Annotated in this window: 27 protein-coding genes, 1 tRNA gene and 1 pseudogene; 20 read left to right on the forward strand and 9 right to left on the reverse strand. The window is 55.5% G+C overall.

Features of this window, described 5'->3' with window-relative positions; translation table 11 throughout:
• The first annotated feature begins 927 nt into the window (after positions 1-927).
• The 3 genes from HS961_RS07000 to HS961_RS23705 are packed head-to-tail and all read left to right on the forward strand — an operon-like array spanning position 928 to position 1,664.
• On the forward strand, positions 928-1,143 hold the full coding sequence (locus tag HS961_RS07000) for an HNH endonuclease (RefSeq protein WP_238347921.1): 216 nt from the start codon (positions 928-930) through the stop codon (positions 1,141-1,143).
• A gap of 25 nt (positions 1,144-1,168) precedes the next feature.
• Positions 1,169-1,435 (forward strand): hypothetical protein, encoded by a 267-nt coding sequence (locus HS961_RS07005; RefSeq protein WP_182327024.1) that lies wholly within the window; start codon positions 1,169-1,171, stop codon positions 1,433-1,435.
• Positions 1,371-1,664 (forward strand): Rap1a/Tai family immunity protein, encoded by a 294-nt coding sequence (locus tag HS961_RS23705; protein ID WP_272956299.1) that lies wholly within the window; start codon positions 1,371-1,373, stop codon positions 1,662-1,664. The genes HS961_RS07005 and HS961_RS23705 overlap by 65 nt, the downstream gene beginning before the upstream one ends.
• A 281-nt stretch (positions 1,665-1,945) precedes the next feature.
• Here HS961_RS23705 and HS961_RS07015 read toward each other — a convergent pair.
• From HS961_RS07015 to HS961_RS07025, 3 genes and pseudogenes are all read right to left on the reverse strand, one after another.
• Positions 1,946-3,109 (reverse strand): annotated as a pseudogene (locus tag HS961_RS07015) (IS3 family transposase).
• A 122-nt stretch (positions 3,110-3,231) separates the two neighbouring features.
• Complete coding sequence (gene blaOXA, locus HS961_RS07020) at positions 3,232-4,038, reverse strand: class D beta-lactamase (RefSeq protein ID WP_202883143.1); 807 nt, start codon at positions 4,036-4,038, stop codon at positions 3,232-3,234.
• A 276-nt stretch (positions 4,039-4,314) separates the two neighbouring features.
• Positions 4,315-4,389 (reverse strand) — tRNA-Arg (locus tag HS961_RS07025).
• Between the two features lie 122 nt (positions 4,390-4,511).
• On the opposite strand from HS961_RS07025, the gene HS961_RS07030 reads away from it, so the two are divergent.
• A complete protein-coding gene (locus HS961_RS07030; protein WP_182327026.1) occupies positions 4,512-5,540 on the forward strand; it encodes a site-specific integrase in 1,029 nt (342 codons plus the stop codon).
• Between the two features lie 68 nt (positions 5,541-5,608).
• Complete coding sequence (locus tag HS961_RS07035) at positions 5,609-6,379, forward strand: hypothetical protein (protein ID WP_182327027.1); 771 nt, start codon at positions 5,609-5,611, stop codon at positions 6,377-6,379.
• Between the two features lie 11 nt (positions 6,380-6,390).
• On the opposite strand, the gene HS961_RS07040 is transcribed toward HS961_RS07035, so the two are convergent.
• The 6 genes from HS961_RS07040 to HS961_RS07065 are packed head-to-tail and all read right to left on the reverse strand — an operon-like array spanning position 6,391 to position 10,411.
• Positions 6,391-6,654, reverse strand: coding sequence for a hypothetical protein (locus HS961_RS07040; RefSeq protein ID WP_182327028.1), 264 nt, complete (start codon positions 6,652-6,654; stop codon positions 6,391-6,393).
• Positions 6,651-6,941 (reverse strand): hypothetical protein, encoded by a 291-nt coding sequence (locus tag HS961_RS07045; protein ID WP_182327029.1) that lies wholly within the window; start codon positions 6,939-6,941, stop codon positions 6,651-6,653. Before HS961_RS07045 ends, HS961_RS07040 begins: the two co-directional genes overlap by 4 nt.
• Positions 6,934-7,773, reverse strand: a complete 840-nt coding sequence (locus HS961_RS07050) for a hypothetical protein (RefSeq protein ID WP_182327030.1) — start codon at positions 7,771-7,773, stop codon at positions 6,934-6,936. The genes HS961_RS07045 and HS961_RS07050 overlap by 8 nt, the downstream gene beginning before the upstream one ends.
• Entirely contained in the window at positions 7,766-10,021 is a 2,256-nt protein-coding gene (locus HS961_RS07055) for a ParB/RepB/Spo0J family partition protein (protein ID WP_182327031.1), read from the reverse strand. The genes HS961_RS07050 and HS961_RS07055 overlap by 8 nt, the downstream gene beginning before the upstream one ends.
• Positions 10,011-10,199 carry a hypothetical protein gene (locus HS961_RS07060; RefSeq protein WP_182327032.1) on the reverse strand — a complete coding sequence of 63 codons (189 nt, stop codon included), beginning with the start codon at positions 10,197-10,199 and terminating at the stop codon, positions 10,011-10,013. Before HS961_RS07060 ends, HS961_RS07055 begins: the two co-directional genes overlap by 11 nt.
• Complete coding sequence (locus HS961_RS07065; RefSeq protein WP_182327033.1) at positions 10,196-10,411, reverse strand: hypothetical protein; 216 nt, start codon at positions 10,409-10,411, stop codon at positions 10,196-10,198. The genes HS961_RS07060 and HS961_RS07065 overlap by 4 nt, the downstream gene beginning before the upstream one ends.
• Positions 10,412-10,566: 155 nt before the next feature.
• Between HS961_RS07065 and HS961_RS07070 the strand changes: the two genes are divergently transcribed.
• The 15 genes from HS961_RS07070 (at position 10,567) to HS961_RS07140 (ending at position 22,613) form a co-directional block, all read left to right on the forward strand.
• Positions 10,567-10,956 carry a terminase large subunit domain-containing protein gene (locus HS961_RS07070; RefSeq protein WP_238347822.1) on the forward strand — a complete coding sequence of 130 codons (390 nt, stop codon included), beginning with the start codon at positions 10,567-10,569 and terminating at the stop codon, positions 10,954-10,956.
• A complete protein-coding gene (locus HS961_RS07075; protein ID WP_182327034.1) occupies positions 10,953-11,795 on the forward strand; it encodes a hypothetical protein in 843 nt (280 codons plus the stop codon). Before HS961_RS07070 ends, HS961_RS07075 begins: the two co-directional genes overlap by 4 nt.
• Positions 11,792-12,688: a hypothetical protein gene (locus tag HS961_RS07080; protein ID WP_182327035.1), complete on the forward strand. Its 897-nt coding sequence runs from the start codon at positions 11,792-11,794 to the stop codon at positions 12,686-12,688. Before HS961_RS07075 ends, HS961_RS07080 begins: the two co-directional genes overlap by 4 nt.
• 119 nt (positions 12,689-12,807) lie before the next feature.
• Positions 12,808-13,344 (forward strand): hypothetical protein, encoded by a 537-nt coding sequence (locus tag HS961_RS07085; protein WP_182327036.1) that lies wholly within the window; start codon positions 12,808-12,810, stop codon positions 13,342-13,344.
• 29 nt (positions 13,345-13,373) lie between these two features.
• Complete coding sequence (locus HS961_RS23755; protein ID WP_327012019.1) at positions 13,374-14,159, forward strand: glycine-rich domain-containing protein; 786 nt, start codon at positions 13,374-13,376, stop codon at positions 14,157-14,159.
• A 9-nt stretch (positions 14,160-14,168) separates the two neighbouring features.
• Positions 14,169-14,738 (forward strand): hypothetical protein, encoded by a 570-nt coding sequence (locus HS961_RS07095; protein ID WP_182327038.1) that lies wholly within the window; start codon positions 14,169-14,171, stop codon positions 14,736-14,738.
• Between the two features lie 163 nt (positions 14,739-14,901).
• Positions 14,902-15,093, forward strand: a complete 192-nt coding sequence (locus tag HS961_RS07100; protein ID WP_182327039.1) for a Com family DNA-binding transcriptional regulator — start codon at positions 14,902-14,904, stop codon at positions 15,091-15,093.
• Positions 15,059-15,850 carry a DNA adenine methylase gene (locus tag HS961_RS07105; RefSeq protein ID WP_182327040.1) on the forward strand — a complete coding sequence of 264 codons (792 nt, stop codon included), beginning with the start codon at positions 15,059-15,061 and terminating at the stop codon, positions 15,848-15,850. Before HS961_RS07100 ends, HS961_RS07105 begins: the two co-directional genes overlap by 35 nt.
• Positions 15,851-15,917: 67 nt before the next feature.
• On the forward strand, positions 15,918-16,298 hold the full coding sequence (locus HS961_RS07110; RefSeq protein WP_182327041.1) for a hypothetical protein: 381 nt from the start codon (positions 15,918-15,920) through the stop codon (positions 16,296-16,298).
• Positions 16,295-16,699: a hypothetical protein gene (locus HS961_RS07115; RefSeq protein WP_182327042.1), complete on the forward strand. Its 405-nt coding sequence runs from the start codon at positions 16,295-16,297 to the stop codon at positions 16,697-16,699. The genes HS961_RS07110 and HS961_RS07115 overlap by 4 nt, the downstream gene beginning before the upstream one ends.
• Positions 16,700-16,776: 77 nt before the next feature.
• Positions 16,777-17,292: an N-acetylmuramoyl-L-alanine amidase gene (locus HS961_RS07120; RefSeq protein ID WP_182327043.1), complete on the forward strand. Its 516-nt coding sequence runs from the start codon at positions 16,777-16,779 to the stop codon at positions 17,290-17,292.
• A complete protein-coding gene (locus HS961_RS07125) occupies positions 17,289-17,858 on the forward strand; it encodes a hypothetical protein (RefSeq protein ID WP_182327044.1) in 570 nt (189 codons plus the stop codon). The genes HS961_RS07120 and HS961_RS07125 overlap by 4 nt, the downstream gene beginning before the upstream one ends.
• 323 nt (positions 17,859-18,181) lie before the next feature.
• Positions 18,182-19,237, forward strand: a complete 1,056-nt coding sequence (locus HS961_RS07130; RefSeq protein ID WP_182327045.1) for a DNA cytosine methyltransferase — start codon at positions 18,182-18,184, stop codon at positions 19,235-19,237.
• Between the two features lie 17 nt (positions 19,238-19,254).
• Complete coding sequence (locus HS961_RS07135) at positions 19,255-21,309, forward strand: ATP-binding protein (RefSeq protein ID WP_182327046.1); 2,055 nt, start codon at positions 19,255-19,257, stop codon at positions 21,307-21,309.
• Between the two features lie 632 nt (positions 21,310-21,941).
• Complete coding sequence (locus HS961_RS07140) at positions 21,942-22,613, forward strand: MOSC domain-containing protein (protein ID WP_182327047.1); 672 nt, start codon at positions 21,942-21,944, stop codon at positions 22,611-22,613.
• Positions 22,614-22,620: the final 7 nt, after the last annotated feature.

Below are 22,620 nucleotides of genomic sequence, written 5' to 3' on the forward strand. Positions count from 1 at the left end.
TTCCATGGCTCATACCCTCCGCCATGAATGGCTAAACAGTTTTTCCCCCAGAGGCCACCAGGGCCACAGCTTGGCCAGGCGGCTGCCTGCGGGTGAATTTCCCAGTACCGGCCGCCTTCTTCCGGTCCTCTGCCTCCTGGCGCTTTGCGCTCAGCTCACCCTTTTTGGCGTGGCAGTACGGCGCGGCAAGCTGCGCGGCCTGCATTCGGCGGCCTGGCTCCTCGTACCCGTCTCGCATTACGCTCAACAGGTAGTCAAGAGGGGTCAAGTCGCTGAGGTCCGGCGGCTTGGGCGCCTCAGGGGGACGCTCCTGGCCAAACGGCCATTCAGGGTTGGTTTTGTACCCCTCGTCATCAGCTTGAGCCGGATTGGATGCGACTGGCGCCGCCTTCTTGGCCTTGGGCGTCGTTGTGGGCTGTTTCTTTGGCCGGCCAGCCCCAGACCGCGCGCCACCTCTTAGCATGGCGACCCTCCTTTGATTGTTTGAATTCGCCCCCTATGGAATTCATACGGGGGGATTTTTGTGCGAATGCGGAACAGGGCGGTTTCCGTCGAGAGGCTCCTAGCCTTTGATGCCGTACACCCATCGGGCATGGCCCTGAGGCTTGCCAGTTCGCTTCAGGTTGGCTTACCTACGTTGAACGCAGCTTTTGAGGGTTGGCCGTCAGTTATTTTGCGCAACTCACGAAGATCGGTGTACAACTCATTCCCCGTGTACGCATTTGCGGCCCCACAAGTAAGCAGAAACAAAATGGGGGCGAGGCGATTAAACATATCCAACTCCCACATTGATGTAACGAGATTTTACAAGAATAGCCTATGGCAAGAATCAACACACTGCCAAGTCGCATTCAGATGGCGGAGACACGGCATATCGCCTGGGCCCCACGCATCGCTGCAACCCCCCGCACCCGTGGCCGCAAGTGGATGACCAAGCGGGAGAGGTGGCTGCAGGCCAATCCGCTGTGTTGTGACTGCAAGGCCGAAGGGAAGGTGGCGGCAGGCCAGGAGGTGGATCACATCATTCCTCTCTGGCAGGGCGGGGCAGACGACGAGAGCAACTACGCAACCCGATGCATCCCACACCACGGGGCCAAGACGAAGCGGGAAGCTGCGGAGAGGGCGAGAACTGCCTCACTCTGAATTGAGTCGTGGGCATAATTCTTGGATGCAAATCAGTGATACCCAGGTGTTTGCCGCATTTCTCCGCGAACTTGCAGACCAGATTGAAGACGACAAAACCTGCTACATAAGCGCTCAGTGCACAGAGCGGGAGCGGACGCCTATCTATTTCGGCGTGCAATTGGTCGATGGTGTTGTGGAGCCAGTAGTTGTCAACCACTCACCTCGAACCATCACCATTAAGGCCTATGTGCACTTGCCGGGCGAGGCCTCCGATCAGGCCGGCCCAGAGGAGCAAGCCAAGGTGGAATAGTCCCGAGGGCTGGCTGCCACGAGCTAAGGCGACTGGCTATGTTCAAGGCCTTCGCGACATGGGCGATGTAGTTGGCCTCTTCTGTACACCGAACCAAGCACCTCTCAGCCAGGTGATTGATGTTGTTTTCGTTTATCTGGAAAAAAATCCAAAGGATCGTCACGACACCGCGTTGGTATTAATCAATCATGCACTGGTCAAGGCCTTTCCTTGCCCTGCCAAGAAATAGACATTTGGCGGAAGGCGTCATCAACATTTGCTCGCGCTTTGGGGTCCAGTACTCTGAAGCTTGATGCCAACTCTGCCGTGAGTGTTTGCATCAAAGCTCCACCTAATAATTGCTGTTGATTTCTCGCCATGCGTTATTTCACATGCGCTAGCAACGTTCTATAACTTATTCGTATACTTCATCGGCCAGCCAACCCAGGGCACAGCCACAGGGCTATCTTCCGTCTTAGGCTCATTTGATCTCCTTGCAGTGGGCTTCCCTCAGTTTTCCGGACGCTTTGCCTAGCCCTTTAAACGTTGCCGCTCCTCGAATTGAACCGGGCGAAGGTAGTTCAATTTTGAGTGTTTCCTGAACGGGTTGTAGAACCGCTCTATGTAGTCGAACACATCGGCCCTCGCCTGCTCTCTGGTGCGGTAGGCCGTCCAAGCGCAGCGCTCTGTCTTCAGTGTCGAGAAGAAGCTCTCCATCGCCGCGTTGTCCCAGCATTCACCGCGACGGCTCATGCTGCAGGTGATGTTCTGACTCTTCAATAACTTCTTGAACTCATCGCTGGTGTACTGGCTGCCCTGGTCCGAGTGATGCATCAGCGCAGAGGGCCGACCTCGACACCACAAAGCCATCAGCAAGGCATCGCTCACCATCCCTAGCCTGCATGGTGTCGCTCATTGACCAGCCTACGATGCGCCTCGAGTAGGGGTCCATCACGGCAGCTGCATATAACCAGCCCTCGGCCGTCCAGATGTAGGTGAAGTCTGCAACCCACTTCTGGTTAGGCTCCAACGCCTCGAACTCGCGTTGAAGGTGGTTCGGCGCGATGTGATGCGCCTGCCTGGTCGCTCCATCTCCTGGAAGCCGACGGCGTTTGCGTCTTGCTTGCAGGTTCGCCAGCTTCATCAGCCGTGCTACACGGTTGACACCGCATTGCTCGCCGGTAGCCCTCAGGTCATGCCACACCCGCAGGCTGCCGAAGGTCCGGTCGCTAAGCTCGAAGCTCTCTCGAATGCTGCGTGTGAGCCTGGCACCTGACAGGCTGCGCTCGCTGGCAGGCCTACCGAACCACTCGTAGAACTCACTGGCCGAAACGTTCATCGCAGGGCACATCGCTCGCGTGGGCCATACATCCGGATGGCGAACAATAAAGGCGTACTTCACTGCGGGTCCCTTGCAAAGTAGCCGAGCGCTTTTTTTAAGATGTCGCGCTCCGTAGTGACGCGGCGCAGTTCCCGTTGAAGCCGCTCGACCTCCGAGGCGGACTCGCTGCGCAAGGGCTTGTTGGCCCGCATGTCCATGACGCCGCCTTGCTCCTGGCTGACCCAGCGCCGCAGCACGCTCTGATTTATGCCCAGGTCCCTCGCTATGTGCGTGACCATCGCCCCTGGTTGCTAGACCAACTTCACAGCTTCCCGCTTGAACTCGTCCGTAAACGTTCTTCTCGTCCTTGGCATATCCGCCTCCTAAACGCATCATGTCATTCGATGTGTCCGGGAAACTGTGGCAAGCCCAAGATGTTTCGGAGCTGTAAGAGCACAAATTTGCATGATCAAAGTGACTCTAGACTATTCACCTCTCAATAGCCAACGGTTAGCAGTAGCTGTAGCAGCTCGTCACGCGCACGTAGGCCTGCGTTGGGTTTAACAACCTGCTCATCCTGAATCAGGCGTGCAAACGCTAGCCTTCGCGTGCCCTTGGTCGCCCAGCCGACATACCAGCCATAAGCTTGGCTCGCGTCATAGCGGTTGTCGCTTCCCGGGGACCCTGTGCCCGTTTTGCCATGCACAGCCCAGCCATCTACTGGGTCACCGTAGCTTGCGATGAGTGCTGTCATGTCGTAGGCATGCGAACTTACCGGTAGCTGGCGGCGCACAATTTTGCTCATGAATGCAAGTTGCTCTTCAGGTGAGATTCGCAGGGAACTCATTACCCACACGCCGTTCTGGCCAGGCGCATCGACCCGCACTGCAGAGACATCTGCGTTGCCATAATGAAACGCTTTCGCATATTTCGCGAAGCGCTCCTGACCAACCCGTTTCACAACTTGCTGCGAGTACCAGAAGACAGATTTACTGATCCACTCAGTAGGCGTAATGTCGCGCCGCCAGGCATCGCCACCCCAATCAGGATATCCCGTCTGATACGGCAAGGCGGGCGCCTTGGCATCCTTTAGCACACCTGCGTCATAGCCCATGAGGCTGATGGCGAGTTTGAAAGTCGAGGCCGGTGTCACTCGCTCGGAACAAGCGGAGCCGCTCTGCAGAATGAGCTTTCCGGAGTCGGCATCTGCAATCAGGGTGCATAGCTCACGCGCAGTTGCGAAAGGCGCTGAAAAAACGAACATCGCCGTTGCCGCAGTGAACTGGAAAAAGCGTTTACGCATCTTGTTTGTTTCTGAAAAAATGGACGAGAGTATGGCGCTGAACGCACTGCTGGAGCGGCTATAGCCTAGCGCTGGAGATGGCTATGGATGGCAGAGAACACGGGCCCGCAACAGCTGGCAGCTGCCCGCACAGTCCATCAAAAGAGCATTTGCGAAACGCAGCCTGCACCAATAAAAAAAACCAGCTAACGACCTGCCGAAATTGGTCTAATTAGTCTGGTTTTGTCCCGTTTGCTGGATTTTTTGGTGCAAGTGAATGATTTCATTGCAAAACCATGGTCCCCCCGACAGGAATCGAACCTGTATCTAGCGCTTAGGAGGCACTCGTTCTATCCATTGAACTACAGGGAGGGTGAGGCAACACTATACGACGTTTTTGGGCGTCTCCCTCTGTGCGTCTCATGATTTATCATTGCTTCTCACTAGCTCAGTGATACGGGATTGATACGGTATCACTTGGAGGATCAAAGGCAATGGCAAGCATCACACAGGTCAACGGGAAGTGGCGGGCACTTGTCCGTCGCAAGGGGTTCCCATCATATTGCAAAACCTTCCCTGTGAAGGCTCAAGCTTTGGCTTGGGCCACTCGCATCGAGGCGGATCTAGGCTCCGGCCATGTGCCTGCAGGTGATGTGGTGCGCGGCGGATCGTACTCCGTCAGAGAGCTGATACAGGAGTATCGCAAGCTCATGGAAAAGACGCGGCCTATTTCAGACAAGTCCAATACGCACTACATGCTCAAGGCCCTGGATCTCCACCTCGGCCATCTCGATGCGCTGCGGCTAACTGTAGACGACCTGGTTGGCTTTTGTTTGGTCCGGAGGGAAGAGGGCGCGGGTCCTTATACAGTCAACATGGATGTTTCGAAGCTTGGGACTGTGATGCGCTACACCGGGTCATTTTTGCGGCTGCAACTGCCGGATGCGGTGGGGATGGCCAGGCCAGTGCTCAAGCACATGGGCCTCATTGGAGCAGGAGGGAAGCGAGAGCGTCGGCCGCAGGAGGATGAGCTTGCACGCATCCTTGCCTGGTTGACGGAAAACAGGGGGAAGGTGTACGCAGACTTTGTGTACTTTGCTGCTCTGACGGCAATGCGGCGTAGTGAGATATGCGGACTGTTGCGCGCCGACCTGGACCCAAAGAAGCGCCTGGTGCTTATTCGCCAGCGCAAAGATCCTCGAACCAAGAAGACCAATGACCAGTGGGTACCCCTCCTTGGAGAGTCTTGGGATGTCGCGTTAGCGCAGCCGGTTGTCGACGGTGACCCGCGCATATTCACCGTACACCCTCAGACAGTCAGTAAGTATTTCAAAGATGCGCGGGTCGCGCTGGGTATACCGGACCTTCGTTTGCACGATATGCGTCACGAGGGGACAAGCCGTTTGTTTGAAGATGGCTATGCTATCCAAGAGGTGGCCTTGGTGACTGGGCATAAGAAATGGGAGACACTCAAACGATATACCAACCTAAAGCCCGAAGATTTACATAAGCGCTATGAATAAAACATATTCTTATAAATCTTAGTGATTGATGATTAGTTTTACAAGGTATTTTTGCGTTGAGGTAATTTATGGATATATATGGAATAAACGTTTTTATAAATGCCGCAAAACGAATAATCAAGGATGAAGGAGACCTAAAGTATGCCGCTCTTGAGTTGCGTTTTGCATTTGAGCGACTGGCATATCGGCAAATAGAACAGTACAAAGACGATATTCCTAGTAGTCTTGTAAATCAATGGAAGCCAGATCAAATAATTAAAACTCTTGCTACATTTGACCCTATTGGAGTACAAAGCGGAAGATTAACAATGATTGCGCCGGATGCATCGGGCGGTAAGGCGCATGAGATCGAATTGGGGGAAACAAGAGTAATTCCATGGAGAAAATTTGTTAAGCTCTACAATAAACTTGGATCTTACTTGCATCTCCCATTTGTAAGTGGAGAAGGAGTCAAAAAAAATACATTATCTAAAGATGATCTAGAACGCATCATCGAAGAACTGCTTGAGGTCGTGAGTGGTGCGACTCTGGTACTTGCAATAAGAAATGTCGTTTGGGCGCAATGTACTTGCGGAACACGCTTGGTTATGGGTCTAGAGGTATGTACAGTGGGGGAGGTTGTATATTGCAGCAATAAAAAATGCAATTCACCTTGGGTTGTGGAAAAAAATGATAAAGATGAGACAGTTTTAGCTCCTGTGAAAATGGTGGGTTTTAAATGCCAAAAATGTGAATCTCGTATACATATTAATATGACAAAGCTTTTTGAGGTTTTGAAATGTCCAAATTGCAATGTTGAATATGATGTTTTTTACAATTACAAGCTTAAAAATGTATAGCTTCTCACTTGTTAATATGCATTTTTCCTAATGGCATCAAAATGAGCCGCAACATCTCTGTAATCTGCGTAGCGCTTACCGTTATCTATATACGTCGGGATTCCAAAGTTGTTGGCGCTGATGCGATTTAGAACCGTGCCGGGTGTGATGCCTAAGACCTGTGCCAACTGCGACACGTCCAGTCGGAGACCATACTTCTCAGCCACAAACATTTGAGTGACCAGGCTGGAGCCCTGGGGTCCTTGAGTGGATGCTGCTATAGCGCGGCGTGTCATGAGTTGGTTCCTTCACTATCTCGCTTTGCCGCCATGTCGGCGCGCATCTCCGTCAGACCTTTCTCGAATGCCTGGTTAAGTGTTTTTAGGGACTCCGTCGCGATTTCGATGGTTTTATGCCAGGTCAATATCACGTGAGCCCTAACCCGTCTTTCAACCTCAGCATCTATGCCGGAGCAGGTGCTGTAGCCTAATAGGGCTGAGGCTTGCAGGGGCTTGGATCTTGGTAATGAGGACTGTCGAGCTGCCTGTAAGCGCTTGCGGCGGTTTGTGGTTGTTTTAGCCATTGGCTTCTCCGTCTTGTTTATCCGCGCGCAGGCTGGCCTCCAAGCCCTGCTTTGCGGCATCGCGTTCTGCGTACATGCGACCATCAGCCACACCGGCAAGGTATGCGGCCTTTTCTGATTCGGTACGCGGCTTCAACTCGCTGCACATCTGTAGCGCCACCGGCTCGGCCTGCACCGCTTGCGTCGCGTTAGGTACAGCCAGCTGGGTTCGCAGCTTGGATTCGATGGCGGCGCGCTTCTCATTCACTAAGCGCTGGGAGCCGTGGCCGTAGCCGACATCAGCGGCCTCGCGCTCTAGATCAGCAACCAGCTCCATCACTTCCTTGATGGCTGTTTCAGGCTCTGGCAGCACCCCTGGCACGGTAGCTGGAAGTGCTGCGGTGGCGGCAAGGGCATCAGCAACGCGCAGGTGCTCAATGTGTGCGGCCTTCTCGTCGCCGAAGCCATACCAGCCCCTGCGACCATAGATGCGCTCCAGGCGAGCTGCTTCATTTCTAAGTAGCGTCACGGAATCCTGAATCGCCACTCCCTGGGGTTGCATCGAAGTGCGCGTGTTCCACCGGTTCGTCACTTGGGCCTGGTTGTCGCCTATGAGGCCTGAGCCGCATTGGCAATCGCCTTCGATGACATAGCCGCCTTTCTGTTCCTTCGGCAAGTCTGGCACTAGAGCGAGCACGGCAGCGCTGTGCTGGTGAGGCTCGATTTCGTAGCCGCTGGCAGATGCGCCGCAGAACGGGCAAGGAAATAATGCCGGATGCACACGGCATGGCCAGCGCATCGAGCCGTCGCCACTGGGGCATGTGCAGACGGTTGTATAGTGAGCGTTAGACATGATCTGCCTTCATGACATGGTTGGCTGCAAACTTGACGAACTTTTTAGGGCCAGACTTGGGGTGAGGCATGGCCACCTCGTAACCCTTGTCGCCCAGGTCACGGTAGATGTTGCCGGTGCGACCGCCCCACTTGGCCAGGCTGGCATCGAGCGCAACGCAGATGATCGTTACAGACGTGCCCACTGGGAGTCGTTCGCCGCTTGCGGCGGGCGTGTCAGCAGGGGGCGCCGGCGCTTGAACCTGCTCAGCATCCTCCGAGGCGGTGACTGTCGCAGGCTGGGCGACAGCCACAGCCTGCGCATCGTCATCCTGCGCGGCCGCAGCCGCGCCTGGTATGTCTCCCTGGCCAGCATCCCGGGGCTCGGCCGCGTCAGCGGGGCTTTGCGACTCGGCAGCTTGCATAGCCTCGGCAATCGCGGCCTGCGCAGCGGCAGCGCTGAGCTTGGGTTTTTCGTCCACCTGGGTTTTCATCTTCCCCCCACGCACCTTTTGCGCTTGCGCAGCGGGGGGAGGGGTAGAAGAGGGTTCCTGGGGCTGCAATGAATCAGCGGATTGCGTACTTTGTGCAGCTTTTTTGTCTTCAAGCTGCTTTTGGGTTGCTTTTTCTGCGCGCTGGTTAGCTTTGACCTTGGTTTGTAACGCGGTTACGTCGATATCTACTTCTTCTGAAAGAGCCAGCAGCTCTTCATTTGCCTCGTCTTCGGCAAGCCAAGGGCGATAGTCCCGGTCACAAAACGCCATCAGTGTCATCAGTGCGCTTGCAGGCATGCAATGGCCTTCTGCCCACTCGATCACTGCCTGAACCGGTGCAACCTTGCCGAGGTCGTGCAGCTTGCAAAACTGCTTTGCCTGTTCGGTATTGAGGCCCCGGGCCTTGTTGCGCGCTAGAAAACGAACAACGGTGCTTGGTAGCTGCTCATGCGGTTTGGCGTGTAGCTCCTTGCCGATTTGCTCAGACAAGGCATTGCGCCAGGTCGTCTCATAGGAATGCTTGTCCTTTGCCTGCTGTGCAGCTTTTGCAGCCTTGCTGTCACTTTTGGCGGAGTCTTCAATTGCATCCTTTGCCTTCTCATGCCCTGCCTTCGCAAGCAGTGTGCTGACCTGGTCGGGCAGCAGCACGGCAATCAGTTCACCATCATGGTGTGGGTTCGCAACCATGGTTGGCTTGATCCCCATTGCCTCCATGTGCTCGCCGATAAGGGCACGAAGGGGTTCACCGGTCGGGCTATCTGCTGCATTGTCCAAACGCAGATAGCCTTGGACGCGGTCGCTCCAGTTGTTAGGGATCAACTCGCGAGCATGTTTGCCCTCGATGACCTCGTATCCTTGCTCATGTGCTGTCTTGAGCTGGAGTGAGTTGTGCGCATCCGTCTTGGCCTGGAAGCACTTGCTGTCAGTGCACATATCTGCACCATTGACATCAGCAAAGAGATCGCGGTCATTTGCCGTATTCAGTGGGCACGATGTGCAGGCTCCGGCTTTTTCGCAAAGGGTTGCGTCAGCCGTGTCAAAGCGTGCATTGCGCAAATAAAGCATGAATTGGCGCTGTATAAGTGCCTTGGCTTCACGTGCGGTGCTGTAGTGGCTGCCGTTGCGTACATCTTCCAACGCCTCAATCTGCATTGAGTGGTGCGGAATCCGGGCAAGCATCAAACCACGGCTGGCATCGATATCGCCGTTCCGTAGAGCATCGCGGGCCTCTTGGCACAGGTCCAGCAGCTTCAGCCGGCCGAAGACATAGCTGCGGCTCTTGCCAATCTTGACGGCCACCGCATCGGCGTTGATCTGGTTGGCGGACATGAGGTACTCATAGCCCTCGGCCTCTTCCAGCTCGCTGACATCTTCGCGCTGCAGGTTCTCGATGATCTGGACTTCCAGCGCCTGGGCATCCGTCAGCTGACGAATGATCGCGGGTATGGAGCTTTTCCCGGCCAGCTGGCTAGCCCGCCAGCGGCGCTCACCGGCCACCAGCTCGTATTCGGGCAGAGCAGCTTGTCGGCCTTTGCCCTTGGCTGCTTCGTGCGTATCCTGCAGGCGCGCAGCTGGCAGCGGGCGCACGATGATGGGCATATTCACGCCCATGGATGCGATGCTGTTGGCAAGGTCTTGCAGCTTGACCTGGTCGAATGTCTTGCGCGGATTCGTGAGGCTGGTTGCAATGCTGCTCACGGCCAGGTCGCGCATGGTCGCACCACCGTCGTTAATAGCGATGGGCTGGGTCACGGTGTCATGCTGGTCAGTTGCCATGATCTGCTCCAGGTGGGGTGGTGGATGGTTCGCTGTAATGGGTCTCGTCGGGATCGCGCATGCCGGACATCACCGAGGCCTCGTAACGGGTGTGGCCGTCCTCGAGCAGGTCGAGGTAGCGCTGAGCGGTTCCAAGATCGCAGCCATTTTTGTCTGCGATGTTCTGAGCGCGGCTCACGCCAGCGCTCCCTGTGCATCGCCTGCTTGAGCGCCGTGGTTCAAGAGGACAAGAGGCAGGGGCTGACCCGCTTCGACTTCGCGCTGCATCTGCAGGCGCTCCGGCGCAGTGACGTGCTGCCAGATGCAGCAGTCAAACAGGTCCTGGGCATTGGAGTGCACGCCGTGGCATTGAGGGCAGGCGTGCAGCTGGGGGATAGGCTTGGTGTTCATTGCATAGCTCCTAGAGGGGGTAGCGGCACCTGCAGGATCTCAAGGTTGGCCGCAAGCGTGGCCTGGTCTGGGACCAGGCCGCAGCTGATCGCGCCATCGGCTACTTCGAGCAAGTCCTCAAGCTCAACGGCGGTGAGTATGAAGAGAAGCCGTTCTTGCTTGCACCGTGGCAGGTGTTCATTGTGGGGAGCCTCTTCGGCTGGTACTTTGATGATGGCCGTCGCCGCTTCCGCGTGGTCTACATCGAGACCGGCAAAGGGTCCGGCAAAAGCCCGCTGGTCGCAGGCATTGGCCTCTACGGCCTGACAGCTGATAAAGAGCAGCGCGCAGAGATCTATGCTGCAGCAACCAAGAAGGAACAGGCCCAGATCCTGTTTCGGGATGCCGTGGCGATGGTCAAACTGTCCAAGTCACTCAGCCAGCGCCTGGTGCCATCGGGTCGCGATGAGAAGGTCTGGAATCTTTTCTACCCCGAGACCAACAGCTTCTTTAGGACCATTGCTGCTGATGAGGGCCAGTCCGGTCTTCGGTATCGGGTCTGGTGAGTGGAGCGGCGATTGAAACGATGGTGGCGAATGCTAAGGCCGCAGCAGTTGCGCTGAAGACGCTGCTCAATGACCCTGCATTCAAAGCCATGCTGGACGAGACCATTGACTTCGTGCGCGACCTAGGCAATGACATTGGATCGGTTATCCCTCCCATGTCTACCTACAGCCCAGCCATCAAGGATGTGGTCAAAGGCTACGACTCGGCAACGAAAGCGGCAGAGGATGCAGCGGCCGCAGCTAAGAAGCTGGCAGATCAGTGGCGCAAAACCATTGATGCCATGCTGAACGAGATGCAGCGCTTACGCGGTGAGCTGCTGGGTGTGACGGATGACCAAGGGGCCGCGTACTACGAGGCCTTGTTTGCCATCAAGACCGCCCAGGCCCGGGCCGGAGATCAAGACGCAGCCGACGAGCTGCCCGGGATCATCCGCAACCTGGAGAACATCGCCAAGGCGAATTCATCGTCGCAGGCTGATGTGCTCCTCAAGCAGGCCGAGTGGCTGGCTTCGCTCACCGACACCCGTAACTACCTAGCAGGCAAGTACGGGGTCGATATCGGCAACCAGCAGATCGCAGAGGCAGCTTCGACTGCAGCTGGCCGGGTGATTCAAACGACAGGCAGCGCGGCGTTCTCGGGCGCCCTGCAGTCTTCGAGCGATAACCCTGTCCTGGTGGCCGAAGTGCGTGCCCTGCGCGTTGCGCTGGAGAACCACGACAACAACCGCAAGTCAGAGGCTGCCGCTTCTGTGCCCGCGACCCAGCGCATGAGCAAAGTGCTGACCAGGTGGGATACAGAAGGTATGCCCCAAAACCGAGAAGAGGAGGAAAGCGCATGACGGGATTGAGAACTGTCAGCCCGCTGGAGATCACCGACAGCGTGCTTGTCGCGCAACCTCCGCTGGAGGATTCGGCGGTCGCATGGGTGGCTGGCTCTTGGCCGAAAGGATCAAGGGTCCGGCACCAGCACCAGGTCTACCAGGCCGGGGCTGATGTCAACGATGCAGTACCACCGCCAGACAATCCAACGCTTTGGATCAAAGTAGGGCCCACAAATACGTGGGCCCTTTTTAATGGGCGCACGTCGCAGACTTCCAAGTTCAACGCGACCGCATCCTACCGGTTCAGGTTTGGTCAAACCGTGGACGCCGTATCTGCCATCGGCCTGGATGATGTTCACTCTGTCCGCGTGCGGGTTGAAGATCCAACCTACGGGGTGGTCTATGACACGACATTGACCGTCGGGCTTGCGCCAGAGATGGCCGATTGGTGGGAGTGGCACTTTGGCGAATGGACGCCTACCGGCGCGCTGGGCCTCTTCACGGGGCTACCCGCGTATCCGCAGGCGGATGTGCTGGTGGACTTCACTGGCACCACGCAAATGCAGGTAGGCAACCTCATCCTAGGCAATGCCAAGGAATGGGGCCATGGCGTGCAACTGGGCGCATCGGTTGGCATTCAGGACTTCTCCAAGAAAAGCCTGGATGACTTCGGCAACCGTGTTCTGGTGGAGCGAACTTATATCGGGTGGGCAGATATGTCCGTGCCGATCCGTCGCGCAGAGATCACAGCCATCAAAAACTACATGGCCAAAAACCGTGCCAAGCCAATCCTGTTTCTGGGCTCTCAAGACATTGAGGCCTTGAACGTGTTTGGCATTGCCAAGGATTGGTCAGTCTCTATTGAGTATTACGACTACTCGATGTTTGCAATTCAACTTGAGGAGGTGTGATGCCTTTAGTCGTTCCAACACCTGTGCCCGCATATCCTCCGGCTCCCCAGCCGACTGATGACCGGGTGACCTTCAGCGCCAAGGCGTTTGCCCTGGCCGCTGTCTATGAGCCCCGGCGTGTGTCCTTCAACACGGCGCTAACCCAGGTCTACACCAATGCTCAATGGGCGCAGGCTAAAGCGCAGGATGCACAGGATGCCGCGACCGCTGCAGGAGGCTTTGCAGACGCGGCACATGCCGACCGTGTGGCAGTGGATCAAGCCGCACAGGATGTGCGCGATGCGCTTGATGCCATCGAGGCCGGCCCTGTGGCATCGGTAAACGGGCGCACCGGTGTTGTTGTGGGCCTGCAGGAAGCGCTGGTCCAGCGCACCTCCACGGCGGCCGACAACGGTGTTGCCCTGGTGATGGGGTCTGAGTATGCGCTGTCTGCTGGCTCGGCATACAGCAGGCCATTACCGGCGGGCGTGGCGGGCAATCAAATTGTTTTCAACAGTGCCGGCGGCTGGGGTTCCAGCCTTTTCACGCTTGGCCGCGCAAATGCAGCGCACACCATCAATGGAGTGGCCGACAACGTGCTGTTTGACGCCGTTGATGCGCGCCGTGTCATTGCATCTTGCACCGCGCCAGGTGCTTGGGTCTTGAGCGTTTCCTGATAGGACTATTTATGCAAAATCTTTCAAACATGCTCAGTGGCGGCGGCAAGCTACGTTATCAAGATTTCCTGATTGGCGGAGTGTTCACTCCTAGCCCCAAGCTCTTGGCGTTAGGCGGGGTGGTGCGAGTCATTTTGTGCGGCGGAGGTGGCGGTGGTGGTGGTGGCGGCGCGGGCAGCTCTCGGCCAGGCGGGGGCGGTGGCGCTGGCCGTTACGCCGATGAGAAAACCACTGTAACCGGCGCTGTAGCGGTGACGATTGGCGGCGGTGGCGCGCCTGGTACTGCTGCGGCCGCTGGCTCTAATGGAGGTACGTCCTCATTCGGGTCCTTACTGGTTTGTCCTGGAGGCGGTGGTGGTGGCTTTGGCACCAATCTCCTGACTGGACAAGGTAACGATGGTGCTTGCGGCGGTGGCGGCGGGTCAGGAAACGGAGCAGGCGCTGGTGGTGGTGGCGGAGGTGTATTGCTTCCGGGGCGCGGCACCGCAACGACTATTTCAGACACCGCCACGTATAACCGTGGTGGTCGTGGAACGCATGGCGGAAGTGGCGGCACTGGATCAAGCGGTGCGGGGGGCGATAACAACGGGGGCGCTGGCATAAACGAGCGGTGTGGCGGTGGCGGCGGAGGAGGCACTGACATCAACAGAGCTGGAGTGGGCTCGCATGGCGGGGGTAATGGCGGAGTCGGGAGCTCTACGCCTCCCACTGCCGGCCGAACTAACTCCGGTGGCGGTGGTGGCGGAGGTAGCTTTTCGAACGCAGCTGGAGAACCCGGGGGCTCTGGCTGGTGCCGGGTTGAATGGTTTGAATAAGGAGACGAGATGGACTACGCATTGATCAAATCTGGCCTGGTGGAAAACGTGATCGTGGCCGATGAGGCGTTTGTGGCCCTTGTCGCTCCAGACTGGGATGCGGTTGAGCCGCTGGCTGCTGGTGCCGGCATCGGCTGGAGCTGGAGCGCTGCGGGTGGCTTTGAGCCTCCTGTGGTGGCCGGCCCCGAGCCCGTGGCGCTGCCGGCTGTGGTCATCACTTCGGTGACTGTGGACGAGGCCAACGCAGCCCGTGCTGTGATCGCGCCCGACTTCTCCAGCATGAAGCTGCCGGTGGGCTCGGCTGTGACCATTGATGTGGAGCTGCAGTTGCAGGGCCAGCGTGTGCCAGGCTTCGGCGAGGAATTCGCCATGCCCATGCGCAGCACCGATGGTGCCGTGCGCTTTATCAACATCGCCTTCGATGATGGCCGGGCCCAGTTCACCGCCGAAATGAAGGACAGCAAGCGCTGGGAAGTCACCCCGGAGCTGATTAACAGTGGCCTGCCACCCGAGGCCCATATGGACTTCGCTGGCATCGTCATCACGGCGGTGGAGATTGGCGCGCCTTCCACGGCTTGACGCCGCAAGCGCAATAAAAGACGGGGCGACCTAGAGCAGTGCGGTAACACCGCTCCAGGACCCATTCCCGCAGAACACGCCTGCAAGTCCGGCCAGGGCCACGCCACTCTCGCGAGAGCGGCGATAGTCTAACCGGAGTTTCATTTACAGAAACTTCCTTGCAATGAACGACATCCGATGCGGCAGCTGCGGCCGCAAGTTAGGGGAGGGGGTTTACACCCTCCTGAATATCAAGTGCCCCCGCTGTGGGGCTTTGAACTGTTTGAGGGCATCTAGCCCCACACCAGAGCGCCACAGAGTGCCATTGACGGAGGCCAACAATGGCAACCCCAATCGTGCCCTGGATCGGCGGTAAGCGCCGCCTGGTCGATCTACTTTTAAAACGCTTTCCCCCTCACAGCTGCTATGTCGAGGTCTTCGCTGGCGGGGCCGCTGTGTTCTTTGCTCGCGCGCCTGCCGATGTGGAGGTGCTCAACGATGTCAATGGCGACCTGGTCAATCTCTACCGGGTGGTGACCCACCACCTGGAAGAGTTTGTGCGCCAGTTCAAATGGGCGCTCTCCAGCCGCCAGGTTTTCAAGTGGCTGCAGGAGACCAGGCCCGAGACCTTGACCGATGTGCAGTGTGCTGCGCGCTTCTTCTACCTGCAGCAGCATTGCTTCGGTGCCAAGGTGACAGGCCAGACCTTTGGCACGGCCACCACGGCTCCTGTCGTAAACCTGCTGCGGATTGAAGAAAACCTGTCTGCAGCGCATTTGCGGCTTGCGGGCGGGGTCACCATCGAGCAGCTTGACTGGGCGGCATGCCTGGACCGCTACGACCGGGTACACAGCCTGTTCTACCTCGATCCGCCGTACTGGCAGACCGAGGGCTATGGCGTGCCGTTTGCCTGGGACCAGTACGAGCTTATGGCGCGCAAGCTCAAGGCCGTCAAGGGCAAGGCCGTGCTGAGCATCAATGACCACCCCGACATTCGCGAGTGCTTCAAGGACTTCGCCATGGAGTCGCTGAGCATTGACTACACGGTAGGGGGCGGGGGGAAAGCGGTTGAGCGTGGAGAGCTGGTTATCTACAACTGGAATCCCGAGGACGAACCTGCAGGCCTGTTCTAACAGGCCGCTGGCCGCGCCTTGGTTGTGCCCGCTTCGGCGGGCTTTTTTATTGTCCGAAAGAGGCGGCATGGACTTCACCCAATTATTCGAAGCCGCCAAGTCACAGCTGGGCTCTGCCCTGGCTTTGGCCGCTGTGGTTACCTACTTCATCTGGCGTGAGCGCGGCAAGCAAAAGCTGGAGGACGCCGATAACGCGGGCAGCGTGCGAGCGATTGATGAATGGACGGCCATTGCGCAAGCTCTGCGCGAGGCTAACCGTGAGTTGACCTTGCGCGCTGACGCCTTCGCCAAAGAGCGCAATGACCTGACCGCATCCCTCGGGCTGCTGCAGGGGGAGATCAAAAGCCTGCAATCCACCATCGACAGCCAGGCGCGGCAGATCGAAGCCCAGCGCGGTGAGATCCAGGCTATGCGGTCCGAGGTGCAACAACTGAGGTCACAACGATGAGTAATAGCAATTTTGGTGAGCTGGTGCAGTGCAGCCCACGGGCGCGCAGCGCTTGGCGCTGGGCCAAATCCATCGGCGCAATGACCGTGATCGTTGGCGGCACCTTCTGGTGTGGCGCAACCACCGGCTACTGGGTAGGCGTTGCCAATGAGCGCGAGCGCAGTCAGGAGGAGGTCGAGCGCCTGCAGACGGCCTATGGCCTGCGCCTGGACCTCCTGACGGGCAAAACCCAGGCCGCTGCGGACTCAGCTCGTGACGCGGCTGATGCAGCCGTAGGCAGCAGCGCAGCGGTCGAGCAGGCCGCCACGGAAGTCCAAGCCGCTGCCCTTCGCGCACAGCAGGCCGTGAAGTCTGTGCAGCGCGCTTCCACGGGCAAGCATGCCGCGCCAGATGCGCCATAGCCCTCGAAACCCCTCCATACCCCTTAACCCCATGGCTTCGCCACACAAATGCGCTACGCGCGCGAGGAGTTCGTTTTATGGAATTTGTTATCACAGCTGGTCACAGCAACACCGACCCGGGCGCAGTGGCGCATGGGCACACCGAAGCCGAGATTGCGGTGGATATGCGCAACCTGGTGGCCGCTGAGCTGCGGCTGCGTGGCCACCGTGTCTGGACCGATGGCGAAGGCCGCGATAACCAGCCGCTGGCCACCGCCATCAATCTGATCCGCCATGGCGCAGTCGCGCTGGAGATCCACCTCAACGCATCGAGCAACCCCCAGGCCACGGGCGTGGAGACGATTGCACTGCCCAAGCAACGGGACCTGGCCCAGCGCATCAGCTTTGCTATCTCGGCCATTCTGGGCCTGCGTGTGCGCGGCGAGGCTGGCTATATCGACCAGTCTGCCAGCGCACGCGGCAAGCTGGGTTTTGTCACGGCTGGTGGGCTGATTGCAGAGCTTTGCTTCATCAGCAACCAGAGTGACCTGGTGCAGCTGCAGAGCAACATGCACCGCGTGGCCAGCGCCATTGCGGGGGTGCTTGCGTCATGACGTTAGAACGCACCCTTCTTGCGGTCGCAGCTATCGGGCTTGCAGGCCTGGGCGGTGGCTGGACCTTGCACGCCTGGCGAACAGACAGCCAGCTGCAGGCCAAGGACACCACCATTGCGCAGATCCGGCAAGGTCATGCCGATCAGCTGGAAGAGCAGGCCACGGCCGCACGCAACGTCCAGCGCCTGGTGCAACGGGCCATCGATCTCAACCAGGCCGCGATTGCGACCGTCGACACCAAACTATCAGGAGAGAGAGATGCAGAAAAGCTGGAAGCTGATCGCCTGCGCAAGTGCGTTGGCAATGGCACTTGTGGGGTGCGCCTCGTCACCAAGCGTGCTGCTTGCGCCCCCGGCGCAAGTGACGGTGGAGGGCGCCTCAATGCCACCACCGGCAGCGTGGGCGATGCTACCCTCGCGCTCGATGGAGATACTGGAATCGCTGTTCTTGATCTCCGAGACAGCGTCAAAGAAGACGCCAGGAAGCTCGAATACCTACGATCTTATACCATCCAGTGCGCCGGGATTGAGGCCCAAAACCAACAACTGAACTTGCACCCAAGGTGAAACAGGTCATTCCTAATGGAGCGTAGAAGTCTTAAGTTGGCCTGCGCAGGGAACAGTGGCAGGCATCCAATGCCGCGAGCGACGGCGTGGGTGGTGGGTGGGCTATCTTCGCACTCTATGGGATACAGGACTCGCTTGACTGGATCTTCAACCCAATGTCAATGATGATGAGGCAAAAAGACATGCCATCTAGGTGACCCAACTGGTCCGATCGCCTGAATTTCTACACTCCCAACCCAGGGCAGTTGCAGCGACAATGAGGAACTAGCAAATGTTGTACTGGCCCATCGACGGGCGGCAAACTTTTACTTACACTTATAGCCATGAAGATTGAAGCAATAGACCTTTTTTGCGGAGCGGGGGGATTGACCCGCGGATTGCTGGATGCCGGTGTTTCTGTTAAAGCGGGTTTCGATATAGAAGAATCTTGCCGATATGCATATGAAGCGAATAATAAAGGAGCTCAGTTTTTCGCAAAAAGTGTTGGAGATGTGACAGCTGAAGAATTGACAAATATATGGTCTTCAGCAGGAAAGTCAATTAGATTGTTAGCAGGATGTGCACCTTGTCAGCCTTTTTCCACTGCTGCTAATACGGCTCCCATAAAGAAAAATAGTAAGGAAGATCCAAGATACTTTCTTTTAAATGAGTTTTCTCGCCTCATACGAGAAACGCAACCTGAATTGGTAACGATGGAAAATGTTCCAAAGGTACTGCTTCACAAGCCATTTCTTGATTTTGTGGAAGTTTTGAAATGCCAAGGATATTCAGTGTCGTATCGTGTGATTTCCTGTGAGAAGATAGGGGTTGCCCAAACAAGGAAGCGTTTAGTACTATTGGCTTCTCGGATTGGTGAAGTAGACTCAGACTTATACAAGCTTGTTGATATTAAGGAGACTCTTAACGTTGGTGCTCTGCTAGATACGTTGGATCCAATTGAAGGAGGTGGTAGATCGGATAAAGATCTTATGCACTTTGCCCGGCGCTTAACACCTATTAATATACAGCGAATACGGGCTTCAAAGCCGGGGGGGAGTTGGACAGACTGGCCGGAAAGCTTGCGTGCTGAATGTCACAAGCGAGATTCAGGAGCTACCTACCCCAGTGTTTATTCTCGCCTTGATCCCTCAAAGCCTGCCCCAACGATAACTACACAATTCTACAATTACGGTGCCGGTCGATTCGGACATCCGACGCAAGATCGCGCACTAACCCCACGAGAGGCTGCATTAATTCAGTCCTTCCCCAAGGATTATCAGTTTGTGGAAGATAATAGTGTTGGTATGGACAGAATTGGGAAGATGATTGGGAACGCGGTCCCTCCAAAACTGGGTGAGGTGATTGGTAAAATGTTTTTGAGTCATGTGGCCAGTCATTAATTAATTAAGGAGCTTATATGAGTGAGGGTGCTGCAATTATTAATAAACAACATGACTCTATTGCGGTCGGGAATAAATACAATTTCGTTTTTAATGTTGATATTAATGTCATCAATCACCTAGGCGTTGGATTGTACAGTTCCACCCCTGCCGCGCTGACTGAGCTCGTTGCTAACGCCTGGGACGCAGACGCTGAAAAGGTTACTATTAAAATTTCCCCGGATTCCAAATCTATCGTTATAGAAGATGATGGCCACGGTATGGATGTGGAAGGGATTCGGAAAAAATTTCTAAGGGTGGGTTATTCTCGCCGCGATAATGGAGTCCGCACAAGTGAATCTGGTAACCGTCGGGTTATGGGGCGAAAAGGGATAGGCAAGCTTTCAATGTTTGCGTTGGCAGATCAAGTAAAAGTTACGTCTCAAAGAAGCGGTGGGGAAATTGTTTCGTTTGAGATAAATGTCCCTGAACTGAAAAAAAGTATCGAAAAAGGGCAAAGTATTGAATTGAAGGAGGTTGAAGGAGTTCCTTTTGTAAAGGGACAGGGCACACGTATTGAGTTGCGAGATGTGCTCACTGGGTTAAAGACTACCGAGGCCTACCTAAGATTGAAACTAGCGCGCCGCTTTAGCGTGATAGATGGGAAACATAATTTTTCTATCTTGCTCAATGGAGAGCATATTAAGAAAGAGGATCGAGGTTTTTATAATTATATTCAGTTTCTTTGGGCTTTTGATTCTGCCACAAAATCAGATATTGAGAATATATCTCCAAAAATTGCCTCTGTAAAAAATGAAAACACAGGCATGGATGAGAAATGTATTCAAACTTTAGATGGTGTATTTGATTACAATGGTATCCAGTTAAATGTTACTGGGTATATTGCGAGCGTGGAGGAACCGAAAAATCTTGGCGCGAAAGATGAGAGTGCAAATATGATTTCAATATTTGCAAACGGTCGTGTATTTGCAGAAGATGTGCTCGCTGAATTTAATAGTGCAAAATATTATAAAAATTACCTCGTTGGTGAAATTCATGCGGATTTCTTGGATGATGACGAGATAGATCGGGCCACTGCAAGTCGAGAAGCTATAAAAAAAGATGACCCAAAATTTCGAGAGCTATTAAATTTTCTGACTAAAAATCTATCTGATATTGGCGACGTTTGGGATGATTGGCGCATTGAGATGGGGTTGTCAAAGTCTATACCAGCTAATGCTGCAGTAGTGGAATGGCTAAGTACTTTGAAGGATGCTCGTGATAGAAAGCTTGCTCATAAACTAGTCACATCTATACAAAACGCAAGCATTCATCCTGATGAGGAGAAAAACTCTAAAGCAAAGAAGTTTTTGTATCGAGGGGCAATTATTGCCTTTGAAAAATTAAAGCTAAAAAATCAATTGGAGAAATTGTCTGAGATTAGTGATGTGCTCAGCCCAGAGTTTTCGGCTGTTTTTTCTTCTTTAAGCGATATTGAAGAGGCTGCATATTCGGAGATTACAAAGCAAAGGTTGGAGATTATTCGAAAATTTAGAGATATTGCTAATGATGCAACTAAGCTAGAGAGAGTTGCTCAAGAGTACTTATTTAATAATCTTTGGCTTTTAGATCCGTCGTGGGACAGGATCAGTGGTACTGAGGAGATGGAGAAAACATTAACACGGGAACTCAAGGAGGTTGATGATTCATCCACTGGTGCGCGCTTAGATATTACATTTAGAAAAAATAGTGGAAGGCATATTGTTGTCGAGTTGAAGCGTCCGCGGAAGACAGATTTGAAGTCGATGGCTCTTTATGAGCAAGCGAGAAAATATAATATCGCGATTAATGCGTATTATAAAAAGCATTACTCTGGAGTTCCGGTTCCTCCGAAAGATATTTATCTGCTGGTATCACAGGTCCCTGCGGACTTTACTGATGATGATCTGGAATCCTACGCGAAGCAAAATGCGAAAATTATCACATATGAGCAGTTGATAAATAATGCATTTAATGCTTATCAGGCTTATTTAGACGTTCATTCGAGCTTAAGCTCGGTTGAAGAGGTTTTCAGGAAAATAGATGCTTGTTAATGTTAGGGGTCTTCTGCATAGGGCTTGTTAGGCGTGATGGAACGTGCTGCACTGCGGGGCTCCCGAGCGACGTTTAAAACATAGCCCGGAGTTTTGCAGAGGACTCTTGGTGCATTGAGCAACGATCAGGACTCATGCGCAATCTTTACTGCCGCTTCAACGCTGTAGTAGAGGCGACGTTGAAGGAGCTGAGAAGTTTCATCTCAACCTTCGAATAGAGTCCGCTCATCAAGTGGACGTTCCGGTATAGCGGATCGGTTCCTGTAGCCTCTTCACCTCCTTTGATTTGAGGTTTGATGGCTAGACCGACGAAGGAGGCTTAACCGCGCAAGCCTCACATTGAGGGAGTTTGGTGATACAAATTTGATACGGGAAATCAAATTCGCCTATAGATCTACCCCCTGAACTACGGAGAGGGACAGCGGTGTATTGTAGAGGACTTGCCAGGCCCCACAGCCGATCTGCGCGCCACGGCGCCAGATGCCCGCGTTTTGACATGGCTGGGGAGTCTGCGTTCCGCGTGCCAGCAGCGGGGGCCCCCAGCAGTTTGCATGCCCCAATTCCACAGCATGTTCCCAGCCCCTCCTATTCCAACCCTCGCATTCGCTGAACCCAAAGACAGCTGGCAACCCATGGGTTCTCTCCAATCGCTTTACGTCCGAGGGAGCAACGAGCCAGAGCCTGAATCAGTCACCGAGGTCCAGGCCCTCAGCGGCTATGGGCTCGCGGGGGATCGGCATGCGTCGCGCTTGTCCCCCAGGCAGCTGTTGATTGCTGGAGACGATGCCTACCGGCGCTGGGGTTTGGCGGCAGGCGCACTTCGAGAGAATTTGCGGGTGGACTTCTCGACCAGCGGGCTGGCTTCGGGTGACTTGCTGCGGATTGGCAGCGATGTCGTCATCGGGATCATGTTCCTCTGCGAACCTTGTCGTCTGCTGGAGCGCAGGGCGCCGGGAATCGTTGCCAACATCGGGCGGGATCGAGGGATGCTTGCCCGTGTTTTAAGAGGCGGAACCATCCGCAGCGGTGCAGAGATCGCCTTGTACCCTGCCATGGCGCCGGTGTTCAGCGACCGCTGGCAGGACCGCGTTATCCAGGTGGCCTGTGCTGTCCCAGAGGGCACCTGGATCAGCTACCGACAGCTGGCCGAAATGGCCGGTGTTCAAACCGCCTACTGCCGGGCCTTCCCCAAGGTGCTGTCCCAGTTGCCAGAGAGCGTTGCCGCAAGAGTGAGGAGTCAACGCAGTGCCTCGGGCGTGGTGCCGTGGTCTGGGGAGGGATTCTTTGGCATGGGCATGGATTGAGCTTTGC

Origin of the sequence: Comamonas piscis (assembly GCF_014109725.1) — a bacterium.
Lineage (GTDB): Bacteria > Pseudomonadota > Gammaproteobacteria > Burkholderiales > Burkholderiaceae_C > Comamonas > Comamonas piscis.

Coding starts and splice junctions, on each gene's coding strand:
- HS961_RS07050 (WP_182327030.1), bottom strand. CDS start 7,773: ATGTCTAACGCTCACTATACAACCGTCTGCACATGCCCCAGTGGCGAC.
- HS961_RS07040 (WP_182327028.1), bottom strand. CDS start 6,654: ATGACACGCCGCGCTATAGCAGCATCCACTCAAGGACCCCAGGGCTCC.
- HS961_RS07030 (WP_182327026.1), top strand. CDS start 4,512: ATGGCAAGCATCACACAGGTCAACGGGAAGTGGCGGGCACTTGTCCGT.
- HS961_RS23755 (WP_327012019.1), top strand. CDS start 13,374: ATGCTCAGTGGCGGCGGCAAGCTACGTTATCAAGATTTCCTGATTGGC.
- HS961_RS07045 (WP_182327029.1), bottom strand. CDS start 6,941: ATGGCTAAAACAACCACAAACCGCCGCAAGCGCTTACAGGCAGCTCGA.
- HS961_RS07120 (WP_182327043.1), top strand. CDS start 16,777: ATGGAATTTGTTATCACAGCTGGTCACAGCAACACCGACCCGGGCGCA.
- HS961_RS07130 (WP_182327045.1), top strand. CDS start 18,182: ATGAAGATTGAAGCAATAGACCTTTTTTGCGGAGCGGGGGGATTGACC.
- HS961_RS07125 (WP_182327044.1), top strand. CDS start 17,289: ATGACGTTAGAACGCACCCTTCTTGCGGTCGCAGCTATCGGGCTTGCA.
- HS961_RS07000 (WP_238347921.1), top strand. CDS start 928: ATGACCAAGCGGGAGAGGTGGCTGCAGGCCAATCCGCTGTGTTGTGAC.
- HS961_RS07065 (WP_182327033.1), bottom strand. CDS start 10,411: ATGAACACCAAGCCTATCCCCCAGCTGCACGCCTGCCCTCAATGCCAC.
- HS961_RS07105 (WP_182327040.1), top strand. CDS start 15,059: ATGGCAACCCCAATCGTGCCCTGGATCGGCGGTAAGCGCCGCCTGGTC.
- HS961_RS07055 (WP_182327031.1), bottom strand. CDS start 10,021: ATGGCAACTGACCAGCATGACACCGTGACCCAGCCCATCGCTATTAAC.
- HS961_RS07005 (WP_182327024.1), top strand. CDS start 1,169: ATGCAAATCAGTGATACCCAGGTGTTTGCCGCATTTCTCCGCGAACTT.
- HS961_RS07100 (WP_182327039.1), top strand. CDS start 14,902: ATGAACGACATCCGATGCGGCAGCTGCGGCCGCAAGTTAGGGGAGGGG.
- HS961_RS07140 (WP_182327047.1), top strand. CDS start 21,942: ATGGGTTCTCTCCAATCGCTTTACGTCCGAGGGAGCAACGAGCCAGAG.
- HS961_RS07080 (WP_182327035.1), top strand. CDS start 11,792: ATGACGGGATTGAGAACTGTCAGCCCGCTGGAGATCACCGACAGCGTG.
- HS961_RS07135 (WP_182327046.1), top strand. CDS start 19,255: ATGAGTGAGGGTGCTGCAATTATTAATAAACAACATGACTCTATTGCG.
- HS961_RS23705 (WP_272956299.1), top strand. CDS start 1,371: ATGTGCACTTGCCGGGCGAGGCCTCCGATCAGGCCGGCCCAGAGGAGC.
- HS961_RS07095 (WP_182327038.1), top strand. CDS start 14,169: ATGGACTACGCATTGATCAAATCTGGCCTGGTGGAAAACGTGATCGTG.
- blaOXA (WP_202883143.1), bottom strand. CDS start 4,038: ATGCGTAAACGCTTTTTCCAGTTCACTGCGGCAACGGCGATGTTCGTT.
- HS961_RS07110 (WP_182327041.1), top strand. CDS start 15,918: ATGGACTTCACCCAATTATTCGAAGCCGCCAAGTCACAGCTGGGCTCT.
- HS961_RS07115 (WP_182327042.1), top strand. CDS start 16,295: ATGAGTAATAGCAATTTTGGTGAGCTGGTGCAGTGCAGCCCACGGGCG.
- HS961_RS07035 (WP_182327027.1), top strand. CDS start 5,609: ATGGATATATATGGAATAAACGTTTTTATAAATGCCGCAAAACGAATA.